The following is a 17,843-nucleotide window of genomic DNA, read 5'->3' as shown; positions in this document are numbered from 1 at the left end:
GCCTTTACTCCTGCTTCTCTTCTGGGTACCAGCGATCCAACAACGCCTTAGATCGCTGCAACTCGGTCTGCCAGGTATCGGCGCCCACTACCGTAGGCTTAAGCAGGATCACCAGCTCAGTCTTGCGTAGTGAATTAGAGCGGTTGGTGAAGGCTTCGCCCAGAAACGGGATGTCCCCCAATAAAGGTACCTTAGAAACCAACTCTATATTCTCGCTCTTCATCAGGCCGCCGATCACCACGACATCGCCGGTATTGGCCTTGATGACGGTATCTGACTCGCGGATCTCGCTTTGTGCCAGGGGAAGCTCGAGTGTGTTGTCTGACACCTTGATCGACTTGTTCTGTTCCTTGATGTCGATCACCGAAGGATGGATATGTAGCAGCACATTGCCCTCTTCGTCGATCTGCGGCGTCACATCCAGGGCGATACCCGAAAAGAAGGGAGTCAGTTCCACTTCGGGCGTGGTCACAGGTGTGGTGCCTGCCACTGTGGTCGAGGAGACATCGGTTACGAAGTACTCGTCGCGGCCTACCTTGATCACCGCTTTCTGGTTGTTCGATGCCGTGACCCTGGGGCTGGAGAGCACATCGACATCGCCCTGGGTATCGAGCAGATTAATCATGGTGCTAAAGTCTTTGCCCTTCACCTGTAGAGACGTAATACCGCCAATGGCTGAAGTGATCACATCACCCAATCCATCAGGAGAGGGCGAAGTGCCGAACTCTACACTGTTGTTACCGCTTTGACCCAATACGCTTTCCCAATGGATCCCCTGCTGATAACCGTCAGACAGGGTAACCTCAAGCACCTTGGCTTCGAGGATCACCTGACGCTGCAGATGACTCTCGGCGGTCTTGATAAAGGTCTTCACCTGCCGCAGTTCATTGGGGTAGGCTCTGATGGTGACCAAACCCGCCTGTGGGCTGACCACCACCTGTCGACCATCGCCGGTACTGCCGATTATCGATTCCAGGGTATCCTTCAGTTCCCCCCAAAAATCTGTCTTAGTCTTTGAGCGAATAAAGGTACCGTTGGTGGTCTCGTTACTATTGTTGTTACTGCTGTCGTTGCTGTTGTTCGAGTTATTGTTGTAATTATTGCCGTTGTTGCCATTGTTATTGCTATTACTATTGTTGTTGTCTGAGATCCGTCCGGAATTTACCGAGGTCAACGACAGGCCTTGACGCTCCATGTAGAGATAGTTCAGCGGAATAGTCTCGGTGCGCATACCTGCGGGAAAAATCCGTAAAATGCGTCCTTCGCGGCTCACCTCATAACCATAGATATCCTCAACCACCTGCAGCGCCTCACTCAGGGTGACTCCCTTAAGCGACAGGGACACTGTGCCGGTCACATTCGGATGCACTGCCACACTCAGGGGCGTACCCTGTACCAGACTTGGGAAAAAGACCTTGGCATCCACATCTTTAGCCGACACATCGAAACGACGCTCACTGGGTTGGCTAGGCGAGAGAGAAGTCAACAAGGCTGATGACTGTAATTCTCGCTGCACCGAATCAGGCATCACTGCCGCTGGCGGCGGTGTTTTAGGTTTAGTCTGCGCCGCTGCAATCGAATTATCGATAGCCGACTTTGACTCGACTGGCTGGGGACGATCCGTAGTCTGACAGGCGGCTAACATCAGCACGATCAGAGGTGTTATGGTTTTCATCGCAGTCATTTATTGTCCCTTAGTCGCTGTTACTTCTGGGTAGAGCTTGAGCTGACGGCCGTCGGCAAGCCAGACTCCCTGCTGAGTGATGCGAGTGATCCTCACACCGGCTACCCTGTCACCTGTGGTGAACGTCTTGTTATTAATAATGGCCGTCGCCGACTGGTTGGTGATCATTAGGCTGTTTAATACCAATGGCTGTCCACCCTGCCCCAAGCCAGCGCTTGTCACCCCAGCGCCGGGGCGAGTCGGGTCCCTCAGGGTCTGCGCCGACACTTGAGTCACGCTAAGGCAGAGAAGCACCGCCAGCCACACATTACTCTTGATTCGCAACACTGATAAAATCCTTATTGATACTGAGGGTGTAGACCTCTAACATCACCTTCGCCTTGGGGTAGTCGCCCACGACATAATCCAGATGACGCCAGTAAAGTTTGCTTGGCATAGACTCGACTGCCTGAATGAACTTGAGCGTGGCAAAATAGTCGCCAACAAATTCAAGCCTAATCCCATGGCTATAGAGATTGAGCTTCTGCTCATCGCCCAGAGCCAGTAACGGCGTGGGTGCTAAAGATTCAAACCCCTGTAGCTCGATCCCTTTTACTCGTCCTAACAACTCACCTAGCATGGTCGGCATCTTGTCGGCCGGGACCATATCAACCATCTGAAACGACAACTGTTGGTCGATATCTGCCATCTGCTGTTGCAAACTGGCCAGACGTTGGCGGTACTCTTGATCTGGGTCTTTTGCCAGGGTCTCCTGATACAGGGCTATCTGTTGCTGAGAGATCTTATTCTCAGCATTTAAGGTGTTGATATTGGTCTGCAAACGGCCCCTTTTCTCCAGCTGAGACTCCAGCGGCAGATAGAGAAGCATGCCAATCACCACCACGACCGCCAAAGCGATCATCACTCGCTCCCGCTGGCTTAACTGATTAAATGCTTCACCCCAACGTGTCATCAGCTGCTTCATTTCATCGGCTCCTCATCACGCTGACTGCGCAGCACAAAGCCCAGCGGCTGCTTGTCACCACGATTCATGGTCAGCGTGCTAAAGGCTTGCCCTTTGAGCGGCTCGACCCCTTGCAGACGTGCAAGCCAAAGCGGCACGGCATTTGGCGCCGCGCTAAAGCCTTCAAAGACAAACTGATCTTGTTTCACCTGAATACGGCTCAGCCAGAGCTGATCGTCGGTCACCTGTGCCAGCCCAATAAGCAGTGGCGAATAGCCTTTGCTGGTCAAACTTTCTACCTGAGATAACTCACCAAGCAGCAACCGCTTTAGCTCGACCTGCTGCGACAGTAAATCCACCTCTTGCACCAACTCGGCCGAGGCGCGGCGCTTAGCAATAGCCTGTTCAAGCTGCGCCTTTTGCTGGTCAAAAGCGCGTTTGTGTTCAAGCAGCTGAGCCTTGTCGCTTTCCAGGCTGTTAAGATTGAAATAGGCCAGCAAGTTGGCCGTCAACATCAGCACCAACAGGCCTAGAGCCAACTGTGTTAGACGCGCAAAGGAGAGGCGCTGCGCCGGAGGCAACAAAGAAGCGTTATAGAGGTTAACTCGCAGTTTCGGATTCATCTAAGCTAACTCCTCCGTTTGGCCTTCAAGCTCATTGAGCGCCCACTGAGCCAATTTATCCTGCACCCTGTCGCAGGCGATCACCTCGACCCCTTGATCAAAATTTTTCGCCAGCAATTGGGCTAATAGCTGATGCTCTCCGCCCATCAGGAGTCCAATGGACGCCACGGGCGCCTGGCGTAGCTGACTCTCGAAATAGTCCATGGAGCGCTGTAGCTCTAGGCTAAGATTATCGGCCACACCTAGCTGCAGATCTTGGCTCGACACCTTGTCTATCTGGCTAAATCCACGAATACGACGCTGCATATAGAGCTGGCCCTGCTTGACCACTGTCAGCAAGAGTTCGCTACCTGGCTTATGGCACAGCACCATGTGCGCCAACTTGTCCTCGGCGCCATAGTTGCTAATGGCCATCTCTTCGATACTGATCCCGGCTATCGTCACATCATGCTGTGCCGCCGCCTTGACCAGCTCCTGAAGCCAAGCGCGGTTCACCACCACGACGGTCACCTTATTGGTGGTCGACTCAGGAGCCTCAAAATAATCCAGATGCAGCAGTTCAACTGGCTCAGACACCATATCCTTGATCGACCACACCAACGCCTGATGCAACTCCTCGGGTTCGACCATAGGTTTGTCGACCACCAGCAGTTGGTAAAAGTCTTCACTGAGCACAAGTTGCAGATGCGGAGCGGGGATCTTGTCGGTCAATGCCTTGAATAACGCAGACCAGTTATTGCCATCGATGGCTAGAGAGAAAGGGATAGCATCGCCATCGCGTTGAAAAAAGGTAACAGTAGCGGCGTTTATGTAGACGCCCAAATTGGCTCTATCGTGTTTTTTTTGCCAAAAGGCAAACTTACTCAAAAGACTGTTTTCCATTTTAAGGCATATCCATCAATTTGATACTCACGCGCCATGAGTGTCCCAAATCGCTCTACCTCAAAACGAGGGCCGATATTGCCTCGAGGAAAGCGTCAAAATAATAGCGTTATTGTAGCGACTAATCGCCTAATTTTATAGAAAAAAACAAATATCAATTAGATACACTTGGATAAACATAGAACAGTAACCCAGCACTAACAAGCCTTTATCAAGCCCTGCAAGGCGGTAACAAAATCACCCCACTTCCATGGGCTCACTAAAAAAGCTGCCCTGACCGGCACTCACCCCTAGAATTTTTAGGGTCTGCCACTCTTCAAACGACTCTATTCCCTCGGCAAAAACCTGCACTTCACTGCGGTATAGCCCACCGATAAGACTTCTTACAAACAACTGATTTTCTTGACGTAAGTGTATCTGACGCACGATAGAACGATGTAGCTTGATCAGATCGAAACGACAAGACTGAATATACTGAGTGCTCACCACCTGCTGGCCTACCCGGTCGACACACAGGCTGGCGCCCATCTTGGCGATCATATCCAGCGGCGCCTTCAACTTAGTCAGGTTGTTCACCAAGATATCTTCATTGATCTCGAAGATCAGCCGAGGTGTCAGATGACGATACTCCAGTAAAGTGGTTTTCAGCCAACGGATAAAGGCTCGGCTGGTTAAGGTATCCAAAGAGAGATTAATACTGTATTGGCGACCATCCTTGGGGGAGCGCGGTAACAGATCGAATAACACGGCCTCGATCACCTGACGCTCAATCTGAGGGATCAGACCGCACTTGATCGCCATGGGTAAAAACAGCGTGGCCCGCACCAGATTGCCATTATTGTCACGCAGCCGACATGAGACTTCGCTATGATGCTCCTCACCATCGCTGTCCAGTACAGACTGAGTAAAGGGCACCACACGTTTATTGACTAAGGCATATTCGAGAAAACTGCGCCAGCGCACAGAGCCTCGGGCAAACTCCTCATCCACCGCGCCCTTGTCATACATAAACCAACCGCTATTACCCTGGAACTGCGCCGCACGCAGCGCCATCTCTGCCTCTTCGATCAGCTGCTCTTTGCTCTCGCCAACCTTAAAGTAGGCCACGCCGATATGGAAAAAGTCGTCACGGTTATTCACCCCTTCAAGAGGTTGACTCAGGCATACCTTCAGCAATCGGGCGGCCAGCTTTTCGGCGTCAGCCAAAGAGATCTGCGGCACCACGATGGCAAACTGATTGTAGGAACGACGGGAGAAAATACTGTTGGCCTGACTATCCAGCAGATGACTGATACCGGCAATCGTCTGGCTGAGCAGTTCCTGGATGCTAAACTCATCGGCCTCCTGCTGTAGCAGATCCAGATCTTCCATCTCCAGCAGCAAGAGCACCCCAGGGGCCATCATGCCATCCTTGTTGCTCAGCGCATCGAGACGATTCTTGAGAAACAGGCGATTACCTATGCCAGATTCGGGATCGAGGAAGGTGTTGGAGCGGATAAACTGATCGAACCTGGCGCGCTGTTTCTGTGCATCGTCCAGTTCAAGCAGCATCTGTGTCAGGGCTCGGTTGATCAGTCTTGGTCGGCCATGACCTGTCTCCGCCAGCGCCTTATCATAATCCCCCGAGAGAATGAGATGGCTGCGCTTGGCCAGATCTTCTATGCCTTGCAGCTGCTGGGCCAGCCAGAGGTAGCCTCGCCTCACTAGCAGGGTTACGGCGATACAGCCCAGCAAAAAGACCAGGCCGCCATGCCAACTGATGTTATGCAGCAGGAAAGGCTTGAGCAGGCTGATCTGAAATCTTAGTTGTAAAGGTTCACTCAGCACCCTGTCGTAGTTGACGACGCTCTGCTGATGATCACCTCTATCGAAACGGTACAAGGTCTCATCGCCGCGGATCAGGGTAAATGTTTGTGCATCGTAGGCAGCCAAGATCTGAGGTAGCCAGATATCTAAGTGTTGAAGTTCATGTCGCACCTGATGTTGCAGCAACATCTCTTCAAGCTCGCTGATCTGCTGCTGTTGAAACTTATAGGTGAGCTGAATAAAACTGACCAGGGCGGTCAACAGAAAGATAAACGCCACCGCAGCAAGGGAAAGCAGCCAAAAGCCAGTTAACTTCTTAGTGAGGAGTTGTGTTAATTTCATTTCCGCTTCCTGCAGGATTATTATTATTTTTTACGACTGAAACCGCTTTAACTTCAAGGATAACAAAAGGCTTTAGCTGCGAAGCTGAGTAACATCACTTACCATACAAATAAAGCGGTAAAGGCACAATAAAAAAGGGCCCTAAGGCCCTTTTCTTATCGCTATGACCTGATTAGGCCATGTAATGCTCAGGCAGTGTAGGCAATGCCGCCACACCCGATTCGATGGCAGCTTGTGCCACGGCTTTCGCCACATTTGATAATAGACGTGGATCCATTGGCTTAGGGATCACATAGTCTGGGCCGAACTTCAGCTCAGACACATCTGGATAAGCCGCCAACACTTCGGCAGGAACAGGCTCTTTCGCCAAGGAAGCGATGGCATGTACCGCGGCAATCTTCATCTCATCGTTGATCTGCGAGGCGCGAACATCTAGGGCGCCACGGAAGATGAAGGGGAAACAGAGTACGTTGTTGACCTGGTTCGGGTAATCACTACGACCGGTGCCCATGATGAGATCCTTACGCACATCGTGCGCCAGCTCAGGCTTGATCTCAGGATCTGGGTTTGAACAGGCGAAGATCACCGGCTTGTCGGCCATCAGGGCTACATCTTCAGCACTTAATACGTCTGGACCCGACAGACCTAGGAAAGCGTCGGCGCCCTTGATCACATCTTGCAGGGTACGCTTGTCAGTGTTGTTAGCAAACAGCGCCTTATACTCGTTGATATCTTCGCGGCGGGTGTGAATAACGCCCTTACGATCCAGCATATAGACGTTCTCACGCTGCACGCCACACTTGACCAGCATAGTCATACAGGCGATAGCGGCCGCACCGGCGCCCATACAGACAAATACCGCGTCTTCCAACTTCTTGCCCTGGATCTCTAAGGCATTGATCATACCCGCTGCGGTAACAATAGCCGTACCGTGCTGATCGTCGTGAAACACTGGTACGTTACAACGCTCAATCAGTGCCTTCTCAATCTCGAAACACTCGGGCGCCTTGATATCTTCTAAGTTGATACCACCAAAGGTATCGGCAATTGCCTCAACCGTGTTGATAAACTCTTCAGCGGTGCGGTGCTTCACTTCGATATCTGTGGCATCAATATTGGCAAAATGCTTGAACAGCAATGCCTTGCCTTCCATCACAGGCTTAGAAGCCAATGGCCCCAGGTTACCCAGACCTAAGATGGCCGTTCCGTTAGAGATAACGGCAACCGTATTCCCTTTAGCGGTATAACGATAGGCATCGTCTGGATTGGCGGCGATCTCACGTACAGGTTCTGCCACACCCGGACTATAGGCAAGCGCCAGATCCATGCTGGTCTCGGCGGGCTTAGTCAAGCTAACGGCGGTTTTACCTGGTACGGGGAACTCATGATAGTCAAGGGCTTGCTGACGGAAATCGGCCATTTTAGTAATCCTGCAAAAAATGCGACAAGTGTATTCAGAGTAAGGTCTTATTTGCCCCGTCTCGCTCCCTCATAGACCGAGAAAAACGACACGAGCCATTAGGGCGCTAAGATACTCGAAATTAGACGATTTTTAAACAAGATATTAGAAAATTTCAGTTTATTATGAAGCTAAAAGGTCTAAGGCTTATTTTGCAAACTTATCTGTGAGGGATGATGGGCAATCACCTGCCACTTTTTGTAGGAATAATACAACTCACCACGCACTATTACCGGACTTTCAAGCAGGTTTAGGGTCAAAATGTTGCTAAATTTACCAGATTCTTCTCTAGGTATACCCACATAAAAACTTTCATCGATAATCAGCCACAAATGCTGACCTTTTCTTTCAAAACCTGTCACCACTCCTCTGACCTCTCGCCAGCGATTACGATCATCGCGATCGAGCTCATTGGGCGATTTGGCCTGATAACTTTCATGGCTCCATAATCCACGCTTCTGCTGACGGGCCTGAAGCTCGATATTGGCCAGACACTGCCAGAAATAGTCATTTTGATAAACCCGCGCCTTGGCATACCCCTGACTGAGCATGATCTCCTGCAGATGCTCTCCCGACTCGGTATAGACATAGGCAAGTGTCTTTCCTTGTGGGTCCAGTCGCTTACGATCATAAGACAACAGGAGTTTCTGACCAGGTACTAGGCGTTCTGCCAGAAAATTTCTCGCCTGATCGGCAAAGGGCTCCGACAATTCAGGGTAATGAGTATCGATTTCAGGAGAGTCGATGCCGATAAGCCTGAGCTTACGCTCATCTTCCAGCATTAAAGTATCGCCATCGATCACCGACTTAAACACCACTGTCTCGTCGTAATGGGTAGGAGCGCATACACTTGTGCTAGCGGCGGTCAGGCTCGACCAGAGGTAAAGAGAGAGTGCCAGAGTCTTACCCATAATTAATCGCTTCCCTAGATTAACGGCTTAGTAACCAGTTATATCATAACCTTAGTATCAATGAGCATTCTTCTCGTGCCGATCGACAAGATAAAGTCACAGACAACAAAAAAGGCGCCATATAGGCGCCTTTTTCAGAGTTCTTTGCAGAAGAATTACTTCTTGCCAAGCATACCGAAACGCTTGTTGAACTTGTCGATACGTCCGCCGGTATCCATAACTTTCTGGGTACCAGTGTAGAATGGGTGACATGCACCACATACGTCCAAGTGCAGTGGCTTACCTACAGTTGAGTTTACTTTGATAACGTTACCACAAGTACAAGTTGCAGTGATTTCAGCATATTCAGGATGAATGCCTGGTTTCATTGGGATTACCTCAAGTTTAAGGCCATGTCGCACTTCCAACCCGAAGTCGGACACCACATGCAGTTAATAAAATATTTAGGCGCGAGATAGTACAGGATAGCAGCTATAGATACAAGCATCCCCGGCAACTATTCACCCCCTTTATCAAAAATAACCGCCAGCAGGCTGAGACGCCAGCCCAAGGACATTATTCGGCCTGTAACGACTCGAAGGTTTCTCTGGCACGCTTGGCGTCGCGATAGCTCTGCTTGAGTGATTCAGACGGACAACTGAGCTTGACATCGGCTCTTAGTCCATTGATTTTGCCGCCATTAAAGGCTTTGGGGTTGGCGTCAAAAATGGCCAGCATGGCGCCATAGGTCGAGAGCTCCCAACTCGCCGCATAGGCTGAGCCTAGGCGCCACAGTGTCTGAGGCGGCTGATAGTCAAGCTGACAATTTGACGTCACCAGTGCGTCATTTGTAACAAGCGCACTGCCCACAGGCACTTTAGTTTGCCCAGCTGCAGTGCTAACTTGAGAATGTGCTGGCTGCTGGGCAGGTATCTGCGGCTTAACCTCTGCCTTGGCCGCGACACGAGCTCCCCCCTCAAACAGAGGTATGCGTTTGATCTCCTGCCAGCGATTGATCTGATATTCCTGTATCACTAACTGGGCATCGCGATCTTCCACATCCTCCACCCCACTGAGCAGTAGCATATAAGTATTCATGGGTTTGACCATCAAACGTTCGCGGCCTGACTTCTGCTCGACGATAAACTGCACTTTATCCAGGTTCACCGATTGCGCGACGATATTGACTCTCAGGCTAGGGTTCTGCCCCAGGCCCGACAATCGCTGATTGATACTGACATGGCTCAACTGGGCCCAAGCCCCCTGACTCGCAAACATCAATCCCAGCATGACTAGAAATAGCGCTCTTCTCATCGCAACCTTCTTATCCCTTTTTGAGGTGGATTCCCCTGATGAAAAGATGCTTATCCCTACGCCGCCTTACTCGGCTTGCGCCAGCGCAACTCTTCTTTGGGGGTTTCTGCTATTAAGCACCAAGCTCCTTGATGTTTCAACAATTTTGTCACATCTAGTGGCCCCAAAAGCACCGGCTTTTGCTCAGCCATCTTTGTGAGAGATTATGGTAGCCCTCACCCATGAGTCTGGGTACACTTGCTCTACAGTTCTAGAAGCCAGCCGAGTCCCGACCGAATTTATGTCCCTGTTTGTCGAAGTTGCCCTGCCCGTCCCCATGCGCCAAGCCTTTAGCTATCGTGTCAAAGAGACAGATATGGCCAAAGCCGATATAGGTGTCAGGGTGCGTGTCCCTTTCGGTCGGCAGCAACTTATCGGCCTGGTCACCGGACTCTCGAGTCAGTGCGACCTGGCACCGACTCAGATAAAATCTGTCATCGCCTTCCTCGACGACCAAGCAGTGCTGCCCCCCTCGCTCTACAAGTTGACCCAATGGGCCGCGCGTTACTATTTTTGTAGCCTGGGGCAGATGCTCTCCCAAGCGCTTCCTGTGGCGCTGCGCAAAGGCGCCGAGGTTGAAGCGCAGCAACTGAAGATCTGGCAGGTGTCCCCCCAAGGTCAAGCCGCGGATATAGACACGCTTAAACGCGCCCCCGCCCAGCGCAAACTGCTACATGCCCTACTTGAAACGTCCCTCAGCCAGGAGGAGATCAATGCCCTGGATCTGAGCAAGACGGCACTTAAGACATTAGCCGAGCGAGGCTGGATCGAGTGTATCGAGAAGCGCTGCGAGACCGACCTTAGCTGGCGCGATAGCCTTGAACTTGGCGAGGCGCCCCACCAACTCAATCCCGAACAGGCGATCGCCGTAGCCACCCTGAATCAACAACAGGGTTATACTTGTTCGCTACTGGAGGGGATCACTGGCTCGGGCAAGACCGAAGTCTATCTGGCCCTGCTGGAAACCGTGCTCAAACAGGGTAAACAGGCCCTCATCTTAGTGCCTGAAATTGGCCTGACACCCCAGACGATTAGCCGCTTCAAACGCCGCTTCAAGGTACAGGTCGCGGTGATCCATTCGGGGCTGACAGACAACCAACGCCTGAGCGCCTGGCGCCAGGCCAGAAGCGGCGAGGCGGCCATCATCATAGGCACCCGCTCGGCGCTATTTACCCCCATGCGCTACCCCGGCATCATCATCTTAGATGAGGAACACGACAGTAGCTTTAAACAGCAGGAGGGCGTTGGCTATCACGCCCGAGATCTGGCGGTGATGCGCGGCCACTTGGAGAAGATCCCTGTGCTGCTAGGCAGTGCAACACCCTCACTGGAAACCTTGCAAAATGCCTTGGCGGGCCGTTATCAACACCTGAGCCTGGGCAAGCGGGCCGGGGCCGCCGAAAAGGTGCGTCAGGGGATCATCGATATCCGCAACCAGCCCCTAAAAAATGGCTTATCTCACGCCTTACTCAACGAGATGCGCATCCATCTGGATGCAGGCAATCAGGTGCTGCTGTTTCTCAATCGCCGCGGCTTTGCCCCGGCGCTGCTCTGCCACGAGTGCGGTCATCTGCATGAGTGCGATCGCTGCGACGCCTTCTTCACCGTGCATCAATCCCTGGGCGAGATCCGCTGCCACCACTGTGGCAATCAATACGCTATCCCCAAACAGTGCCACCAATGTGGTAGCACCATGCTGATGGGCCAAGGAGTGGGTACCGAGCAGTTGGCTGAGGCGCTGACCAAGGAGTTTCCCAACTATCCTGTGGTGCGCATCGATCGTGACACCACCAGCCGCAAAGGGGCGCTGGAAGGTCACCTCAATGCCATCCATAAAGGCGAGTACAAGATCTTGGTCGGCACCCAGATGCTGGCCAAAGGGCACCATTTCCCCGACGTCACCTTAGTGGGACTGCTGGATGTGGATGGCGCCTTGTTCAGCGCCGATTTTCGCGCCCCCGAACGTTTCGGCCAGCTCTATACCCAGGTCTCAGGCCGTGCCGGCAGGGCGCGTAAGGCGGGAACTGTGCTGCTACAGACCCATCAGTGCGACAATCCGATTTTGCGCGAGTTGATGCATAAGGGCTATGGCGAGTTTGCCCGTGGTCAGCTGGAGGAGCGTAAACAAGCCCTGCTGCCACCGGCCTGGCATATGTTGCTGCTGCGCGCCGAGGCCCACCGGGCCGAAGATGCCGACAGTTTCCTGACCCAGGTCGCCGCTCTACTGCCCCAAAACGAAACCTGTGAAGTGATAGGCCCAATGCCCGCCCCCATGGACAAGAAGGCGGGCAAGTTCAGACGTCAGCTGATGTTTCAAACCAAGACCCGCAGCCAGTTACAGCAGGCGTTTGAACAGGCTCAGCCGCAGATTGAAGCCCTGCCGCTGGCCAAGAAGTGTCGCTGGAGTCTAGATCGCGACCCACAGGATCTGCTGTAAGCAAAAAAAGTGAGAATAGCGTAGAAAAATCCGTCCAGAGGATAGCAATTAGTCACCACAAGCGGCTAAAATACGCGGTTATCCCTGAATCTTTCATATTTAGGGTCTTTTGACCCTAGCAACTATCGATTAAACGCCAATGAAATCACATATTCAATCTTTGCTCGAACAAGCCATTAATACTCTAAAACAGCAGGAGATAGTGCCTGCGGATTTTGAGGCTCGTATTCAGGTAGACCGAACCAAAGACAAGACCCACGGTGATTTTGCCACCAACCTGGCCATGATGCTGACCAAGGTGGCCCGCAAGAATCCTCGTGAGATAGCACAGCTGATAATCGATAGCCTGCCACAAGATAGCCAAGTGGCTAAGGTCGAGATTGCCGGCCCAGGATTTATTAACTTCTTCATCGATGAAAACGCCCTAACCAATCAACTGATGGCCGCACTCAATGATGATCATCTAGGCGTTACGCTACCAACGCCACAAACAGTTGTGGTCGATTACTCCTCGCCTAACCTGGCCAAAGAGATGCACGTAGGTCACCTACGTTCAACTATTATCGGCGACAGCGTGGTACGCGCCCTCGAATTCCAGGGCCACAAGGTGATCCGTCAAAACCATGTTGGCGACTGGGGCACCCAGTTCGGCATGTTGCTGGCCTATATGGAAGAACTACGTGCCCAGCATGGCGAACAGGCTCAGGTAGAGCTGTCTGATCTCGAGAGCTTCTACCGCGCCGCCAAGGTACGTTTCGATGAGTCTGAAGAGTTTGCTACCCGCGCTCGCCAACTCGTGGTCGAGCTGCAATCGGGCGACGAATACTGCAACAAGCTGTGGCGCGAGTTTAACGATATTTCACTTAGCCACTGCCATGAAGTCTATGAGCGCTTGGGCGTAAGCCTGACCCGTGCCGATGTGCGCGGCGAGAGCGCCTACAACGATGACCTTGAGCAGGTAGTACAAGATCTGGATGCCCAAGGCCTGTTGTCTGAAAGCAACGGCGCCAAGGTGGTCTTCCAGGATGAGTTTCAAACCAAAGAGGGTGAGCCTCTGCCGGTGATCATCCAAAAAGCCGACGGCGGTTTCCTCTATGCCACCAGCGATCTGGCGGCGATGCGTTATCGCTCAAACGTGCTGAAGGCCGATCGCGCGCTCTACTTCGTCGATCTGCGTCAAGCTCTGCACTTCCAGCAGGTATTTAGCCTGGCGCGCACCGCTAACTTCGTTCGCCCTGACATGAGCCTGGAGCACATGGGTTTTGGCACCATGAATGGTGAAGATGGTCGCCCATTCAAAACCCGCTCAGGCGGTGTGGTGAAACTGGTTGACCTGCTCAGCGAAGCCGAAACTCGTGCACTCGATCTGGTTCGCAGCAAGAACCCAGATATGGATGAAGCCGAGCTAGATAAGATCGCCAAAGTGGTGGGCATAGCCTCGGTGAAATATGCTGACCTGTCGAAGAACCGCGCCAGCGACTACATCTTCAGCTTCGAGCAGATGCTGAGCTTCGAGGGCAATACCGCCCCTTATCTGCTGTACGCCTACACTCGTGTTGCCGGTATCTTTAAGCGAGCGGCCGATGTCGACCTAACAGGTGCCAGTATTAAGCTTGAGCATGATAAAGAAAAAGAGTTGGGCAATAAACTGGCGCAGTTTGGTGAAGTGCTAAGCCGTATGGTGACCAAGGGGCAGCCCCACGCCCTGTGTGGTTACCTGTTCGAACTGGCCGGTGCCTTCTCGAGCTTCTATGAGGCCTGCCCGGTACTGGCGGCCGACTCAGAAGATGAGAAGAAGAGCCGTTTGCTGTTGGCACAGCTTACCGCTAAGACCTTGAAACAGGGTCTGGATCTACTGGGTATCGAAACCTTAGAGCGCATGTAATTTAGGGCGGTAAGATGAGCAATCGCGATTACGCCAATAGAAAACCCGCGTCTAAGGGACGTAAAAGCACCGGAGGCCGGCGAAAAGCCGCTCCGGCGCCTCGTCGATTTCCGGTTCTCCTCTCGCTGGTGACCTTGGGCTTAGTCGGTGGTTTCGGCTACTTCCTCTGGAGCATCAACGACAGTGCCGACAAGGTTGAGCCTCAACCTGAGGTTGAAGCGGTCAAAAAGCCTGTGGTCAAGAAAGACCCCAACGCGCTGCCGCCAAAACCTAAAGAGGAGTGGACCTACCAACAGGAGCTGGAGAACAAACAGGTCGAGGTGGACATTCCGGAAAATACTGCACCTACTCGCCCCTATCAGATGCAATGTGGCTCCTTTAGAAAAGAGGCTCAGGCCAACGAGATGAAGGCGGTGATCGCCTTCCAGGGCTTAGAGGCTCAGGTGCGTAAGGTCAGCGGTAGCAACGGTACTTGGTACAAGGTGGTCTTAGGCCCCTACGAGCGTAAACGCCTTGCCGAGAAACATCGCCACATCCTACAGCGCGGCGGCCTCAACGGCTGTCAGATCTGGTTCTGGGAAGGGGGTTAACCTCAGCCCCAAAAAAATGGGCCTGAGCCCGTTTGTGATCTACGCAGACAACAAAAAGCCAGCAAGATGCTGGCTTTTTGTTGTCTGCTTTAAGCGTTAATCAAAGCTTAGTTTTGAGTAATAGTTGCCGAGTTGCCAAAACCACCGGCTTGAACGATAGTGGCGTTGTCATTCATGCCGAACTGGTTGATGGTCGCTAGGTTATGTGCGCCATACTGACCCAGACCTGATTGCTCTATCATGGCGTAGTTATCATCGCCTTGTTGCAGCAGCACAGCATCATTGTACTCACCACCGCTCTGGTTAACCCAACCTTCGTTGTTGTTGCCAGTCTGGTCGATATCGGCCGCACCAAAGTCGCCCATCTGAGCCACAGTCACGCGGTTCAGCGACGCCGTCTGATAAACATCGGCCATGTTTTCTGTACCGCTTTGGCTCACCACAGCGCCTTGATCCACACCATCTTGATTGATGTTCACGATACCATCCACGCTAGCAGTTTGGTTTACGTCGGCGTTTAACTGACTACCTGGGCCCTGGGCTACAAACACCGCCGAACCATTAACACTAGACTGCATCACAGTCGCAGTAGAGTTGGCGGCTTGGTTCTGCGCCACGACAACATTACCGCTTTCGCTACCATCGATTTGATCGACAAACACCATGGCATTGTCTGATTCATTAAGCTGACTCACCAGCGCAATATTGCCGTTACCGGCCTGGTTAACGCTGGCCTCTGCCAGATACGAAGTATCTTGGTTAATGTTGACGTTGTTAAGATTACCCACAGTCGTCACAGTCGCCGATGCCGGCTCATGGAAACCGAAGCCATACTGACGCACTGTGGTAGTGTTAGAATCACCGGTCACATTCACGATCGCCTCGCTGTCGTTCACATGCTCTTGGTTGACAGAGGCGATGTTAGACTCACCGTTTTGCATCACGCTCAAGCTGGTATTGATAGCATGCTGCTGTAGTGTGGTCACCTGGTTGTAGCTGCCGGTTTGCGCCACGATCGCCGAAACATTCAGGCTGTTATCATCCTGAGTCACGTTCGCCATATTCTCAACGCCGCTGCTTTGGGTTACGTTGGCGATGCCGATGGAACCGTTAAGCTGATTGATGGTGATAATCGAGTCGGCAGAGCCATCCTGAGTCGCGTTGGCCAGAGATCCATTAGTGATCTGGTTAACCACGACTTCAGATTGCTCGGCATTGTTCATCTGGTTAACGTTGGCGATATTGTTGGCGCCAGTCTGCACGATAGTCGACAGTGCATCGGTCGAGGTATCTTGATCCGAGGTCGCAGTGTTGTTGTTACCTGTCTGCACAATGGTTGAACCGGCTGGGTTGTGGATACCAAAACCATACTGCCTGATATCGGCTAGGTTGGCGTTACCTTGCTGCTGAACTGTCGCTTGGGAATCATCAACATGCAGCTGGTTAACATCTGCATTGTTACCCTCACCAGCTTGAGTCACAGTCGCCTGGGTGTTGACCATATGCTCCTGGTTGATGGTGGCAGTGTTTGATGCCACAGACTGAGTCACCATGGCGCTTGAGTTAGCGACGCCACCCACCTGGTTAATGATTGCCGTTTGCGCATCACCGGCTTGGTCAATACTCGCCGAGCTGTCAAAACCCAAGGCAGTATTGATAGTTGCGCTATGGTTAGTGCCCGTCTGCACGGTTGTAGCAATGTTACCTGAACCATTTTGTGACGTAATGGCTGTGCTGTCGGCAGCGTGAGCAGTGCCTATTGTCATCGCAATGGCGGCGGCCAGTGGAAGTAGCTTTGTCATGAGTAATATCCTTTACTAAATATGTCAATCAGGCGGTAAGCGGCAACCGCCCGGTAAGCATCACCCTAAGTGATGTCGTCCTATGCAAGTTTCAGCAGTAACATGAAACTGCGATGACCAGAGACTCAACCTTCATCGCCCATATCCATCTGTCGGCGCGTCCTGCGAAGGTTAAGGTAAGCGTCACTGTGCAAATAGTTGTCTATCGACTCTTACACAGTGAACGATTTTCCTTTCATCCACATGTTTGGAAACAAGCGCCAGCCATAGCCAGCAGGCAAGAGTATGCAAAGATGCCATCCCATCATCGTCCAGCTAAGGTATGAAAGCCCAACCCCAGGAGGCTAGTTTTGCACCGCTACTCCCCCTCTTTAGTATTAGCCGCTTTGTCATACTCAAAGGGTAAGCCAATAAAAATGCTTAGCTTTTTAATCGATACTGCATGAGAGGCTATTTTTCCCCTCCAGCGCAGGAAAGCGACTGACGACCTCCCTTGAAAAACAAAATGCCATCCCCATATCTAGACTATTGTCCACCGATGGGTTTCCTACCCCTCGGCTAGAGAAGAGGAAATATCGTGACCACAATCGTTTCAGTACGTCGCAACAATCAAGTTGTCATCGCCGGTGACGGCCAGGTATCACTGGGAAACACAGTGATGAAAGGAAACGCTAAAAAGGTTCGACGCCTATATCACAACAAGGTCCTCGCGGGCTTTGCCGGCGGTACCGCCGATGCCTTTACCCTGTTTGAACGTTTCGAAGCCAAATTAGAGATGCACCAGGGGCATCTGATGCGCGCCGCCGTCGAAATGGCCAAAGATTGGCGCTCAGATAAAGTGCTGCGCAAACTCGAAGCCCTACTGGCAGTAGCCGATACCGAGTGCAGCCTGATCATCACAGGTAACGGTGACGTAGTGCAGCCAGAGAACGATCTCATAGCCATAGGCTCTGGGGGTAACTTTGCCCAGGCCGCGGCCACGGCACTACTGGAAAATACCGATCTCAGCGCCAAAGAGATCGCCGAAAAGTCTTTGACCATTGCCGGTGACATCTGTGTATTCACCAACCAATTCAAGACGATCGAAGAACTGAACTACTAGCACTGAGCTCGCTCACTGTTAACAAACGTATGCACCCAAGCATTA

Annotated in this window: 15 protein-coding genes; 4 read left to right on the top strand and 11 right to left on the bottom strand. The window is 52.1% G+C overall.

What is annotated here, in order from left to right; all coding sequences use genetic code 11:
* Window positions 1-4: 4 nt before the first annotated feature.
* The 10 genes from mshL to CFF01_RS01865 all read right to left on the bottom strand — a co-directional run bounded on the left by mshL (window position 5) and on the right by CFF01_RS01865 (window position 9,943).
* A complete protein-coding gene (gene mshL, locus CFF01_RS01910) occupies window positions 5-1,684 on the bottom strand; it encodes a pilus (MSHA type) biogenesis protein MshL (protein ID WP_088903671.1) in 1,680 nt (559 codons plus the stop codon).
* Window positions 1,685-2,011 carry an MSHA biogenesis protein MshK gene (locus CFF01_RS01905; protein ID WP_198387107.1) on the bottom strand — a complete coding sequence of 109 codons (327 nt, stop codon included), beginning with the start codon at window positions 2,009-2,011 and terminating at the stop codon, window positions 1,685-1,687.
* A complete protein-coding gene (locus tag CFF01_RS01900) occupies window positions 1,992-2,648 on the bottom strand; it encodes an MSHA biogenesis protein MshJ (protein WP_088903670.1) in 657 nt (218 codons plus the stop codon). The genes CFF01_RS01905 and CFF01_RS01900 overlap by 20 nt, the downstream gene beginning before the upstream one ends.
* Complete coding sequence (locus CFF01_RS01895; RefSeq protein ID WP_088903669.1) at window positions 2,645-3,250, bottom strand: PilN domain-containing protein; 606 nt, start codon at window positions 3,248-3,250, stop codon at window positions 2,645-2,647. Before CFF01_RS01895 ends, CFF01_RS01900 begins: the two co-directional genes overlap by 4 nt.
* A complete protein-coding gene (locus CFF01_RS01890; RefSeq protein ID WP_088903668.1) occupies window positions 3,251-4,132 on the bottom strand; it encodes an MSHA biogenesis protein MshI in 882 nt (293 codons plus the stop codon). It lies immediately after the preceding gene.
* 237 nt (window positions 4,133-4,369) lie between these two features.
* Window positions 4,370-6,280 carry an RNase E specificity factor CsrD gene (csrD, locus tag CFF01_RS01885; RefSeq protein ID WP_088903667.1) on the bottom strand — a complete coding sequence of 637 codons (1,911 nt, stop codon included), beginning with the start codon at window positions 6,278-6,280 and terminating at the stop codon, window positions 4,370-4,372.
* 172 nt (window positions 6,281-6,452) lie between these two features.
* On the bottom strand, window positions 6,453-7,700 hold the full coding sequence (locus CFF01_RS01880) for a malic enzyme-like NAD(P)-binding protein (RefSeq protein WP_088903666.1): 1,248 nt from the start codon (window positions 7,698-7,700) through the stop codon (window positions 6,453-6,455).
* 179 nt (window positions 7,701-7,879) lie between these two features.
* Window positions 7,880-8,650, bottom strand: coding sequence for a thermonuclease family protein (locus CFF01_RS01875; RefSeq protein ID WP_088903665.1), 771 nt, complete (start codon window positions 8,648-8,650; stop codon window positions 7,880-7,882).
* A 155-nt stretch (window positions 8,651-8,805) separates the two neighbouring features.
* Window positions 8,806-9,018, bottom strand: coding sequence for a 50S ribosomal protein L31 (rpmE, locus tag CFF01_RS01870; RefSeq protein ID WP_088903664.1), 213 nt, complete (start codon window positions 9,016-9,018; stop codon window positions 8,806-8,808).
* Between the two features lie 187 nt (window positions 9,019-9,205).
* On the bottom strand, window positions 9,206-9,943 hold the full coding sequence (locus CFF01_RS01865) for a LysM peptidoglycan-binding domain-containing protein (protein WP_157704921.1): 738 nt from the start codon (window positions 9,941-9,943) through the stop codon (window positions 9,206-9,208).
* Window positions 9,944-10,223: 280 nt separating this feature from the next.
* On the opposite strand from CFF01_RS01865, the gene priA reads away from it, so the two are divergent.
* From priA to CFF01_RS01850, 3 genes are all read left to right on the top strand, one after another.
* The gene (priA, locus tag CFF01_RS01860; protein ID WP_088903662.1) at window positions 10,224-12,419 is read left to right on the top strand and encodes a primosomal protein N'; all 2,196 of its coding nucleotides are present in this window, start codon (window positions 10,224-10,226) and stop codon (window positions 12,417-12,419) included.
* Window positions 12,420-12,558: 139 nt separating this feature from the next.
* On the top strand, window positions 12,559-14,304 hold the full coding sequence (gene argS, locus CFF01_RS01855) for an arginine--tRNA ligase (RefSeq protein ID WP_088903661.1): 1,746 nt from the start codon (window positions 12,559-12,561) through the stop codon (window positions 14,302-14,304).
* Window positions 14,305-14,318: 14 nt separating this feature from the next.
* Window positions 14,319-14,894: an SPOR domain-containing protein gene (locus CFF01_RS01850; RefSeq protein WP_088903660.1), complete on the top strand. Its 576-nt coding sequence runs from the start codon at window positions 14,319-14,321 to the stop codon at window positions 14,892-14,894.
* Window positions 14,895-15,001: 107 nt separating this feature from the next.
* Here CFF01_RS01850 and CFF01_RS01845 read toward each other — a convergent pair whose 3' ends face one another.
* Complete coding sequence (locus tag CFF01_RS01845; protein ID WP_088903659.1) at window positions 15,002-16,696, bottom strand: hypothetical protein; 1,695 nt, start codon at window positions 16,694-16,696, stop codon at window positions 15,002-15,004.
* A 577-nt stretch (window positions 16,697-17,273) separates the two neighbouring features.
* Between CFF01_RS01845 and hslV the strand changes: the two genes are divergently transcribed.
* Window positions 17,274-17,798 (top strand): ATP-dependent protease subunit HslV, encoded by a 525-nt coding sequence (hslV, locus tag CFF01_RS01840; RefSeq protein WP_033539082.1) that lies wholly within the window; start codon window positions 17,274-17,276, stop codon window positions 17,796-17,798.
* Window positions 17,799-17,843 lie beyond the last annotated feature (45 nt).

This window comes from Shewanella marisflavi (assembly GCF_002215585.1).
In the GTDB taxonomy this organism is placed as follows: domain Bacteria; phylum Pseudomonadota; class Gammaproteobacteria; order Enterobacterales; family Shewanellaceae; genus Shewanella; species Shewanella marisflavi.
Note: the sequence above shows the minus strand (reverse complement) of the source record. Positions and strands in the feature narration are given on the sequence as shown.

Coding starts and splice junctions, on each gene's coding strand:
- mshL (WP_088903671.1), bottom strand. CDS start 1,684: ATGACTGCGATGAAAACCATAACACCTCTGATCGTGCTGATGTTAGCC.
- CFF01_RS01845 (WP_088903659.1), bottom strand. CDS start 16,696: ATGACAAAGCTACTTCCACTGGCCGCCGCCATTGCGATGACAATAGGC.
- CFF01_RS01890 (WP_088903668.1), bottom strand. CDS start 4,132: ATGGAAAACAGTCTTTTGAGTAAGTTTGCCTTTTGGCAAAAAAAACAC.
- CFF01_RS01875 (WP_088903665.1), bottom strand. CDS start 8,650: ATGGGTAAGACTCTGGCACTCTCTCTTTACCTCTGGTCGAGCCTGACC.
- csrD (WP_088903667.1), bottom strand. CDS start 6,280: ATGAAATTAACACAACTCCTCACTAAGAAGTTAACTGGCTTTTGGCTG.
- rpmE (WP_088903664.1), bottom strand. CDS start 9,018: ATGAAACCAGGCATTCATCCTGAATATGCTGAAATCACTGCAACTTGT.
- argS (WP_088903661.1), top strand. CDS start 12,559: ATGAAATCACATATTCAATCTTTGCTCGAACAAGCCATTAATACTCTA.
- CFF01_RS01900 (WP_088903670.1), bottom strand. CDS start 2,648: ATGAAGCAGCTGATGACACGTTGGGGTGAAGCATTTAATCAGTTAAGC.
- CFF01_RS01895 (WP_088903669.1), bottom strand. CDS start 3,250: ATGAATCCGAAACTGCGAGTTAACCTCTATAACGCTTCTTTGTTGCCT.
- CFF01_RS01865 (WP_157704921.1), bottom strand. CDS start 9,943: ATGAGAAGAGCGCTATTTCTAGTCATGCTGGGATTGATGTTTGCGAGT.
- priA (WP_088903662.1), top strand. CDS start 10,224: ATGTCCCTGTTTGTCGAAGTTGCCCTGCCCGTCCCCATGCGCCAAGCC.
- CFF01_RS01880 (WP_088903666.1), bottom strand. CDS start 7,700: ATGGCCGATTTCCGTCAGCAAGCCCTTGACTATCATGAGTTCCCCGTA.
- CFF01_RS01850 (WP_088903660.1), top strand. CDS start 14,319: ATGAGCAATCGCGATTACGCCAATAGAAAACCCGCGTCTAAGGGACGT.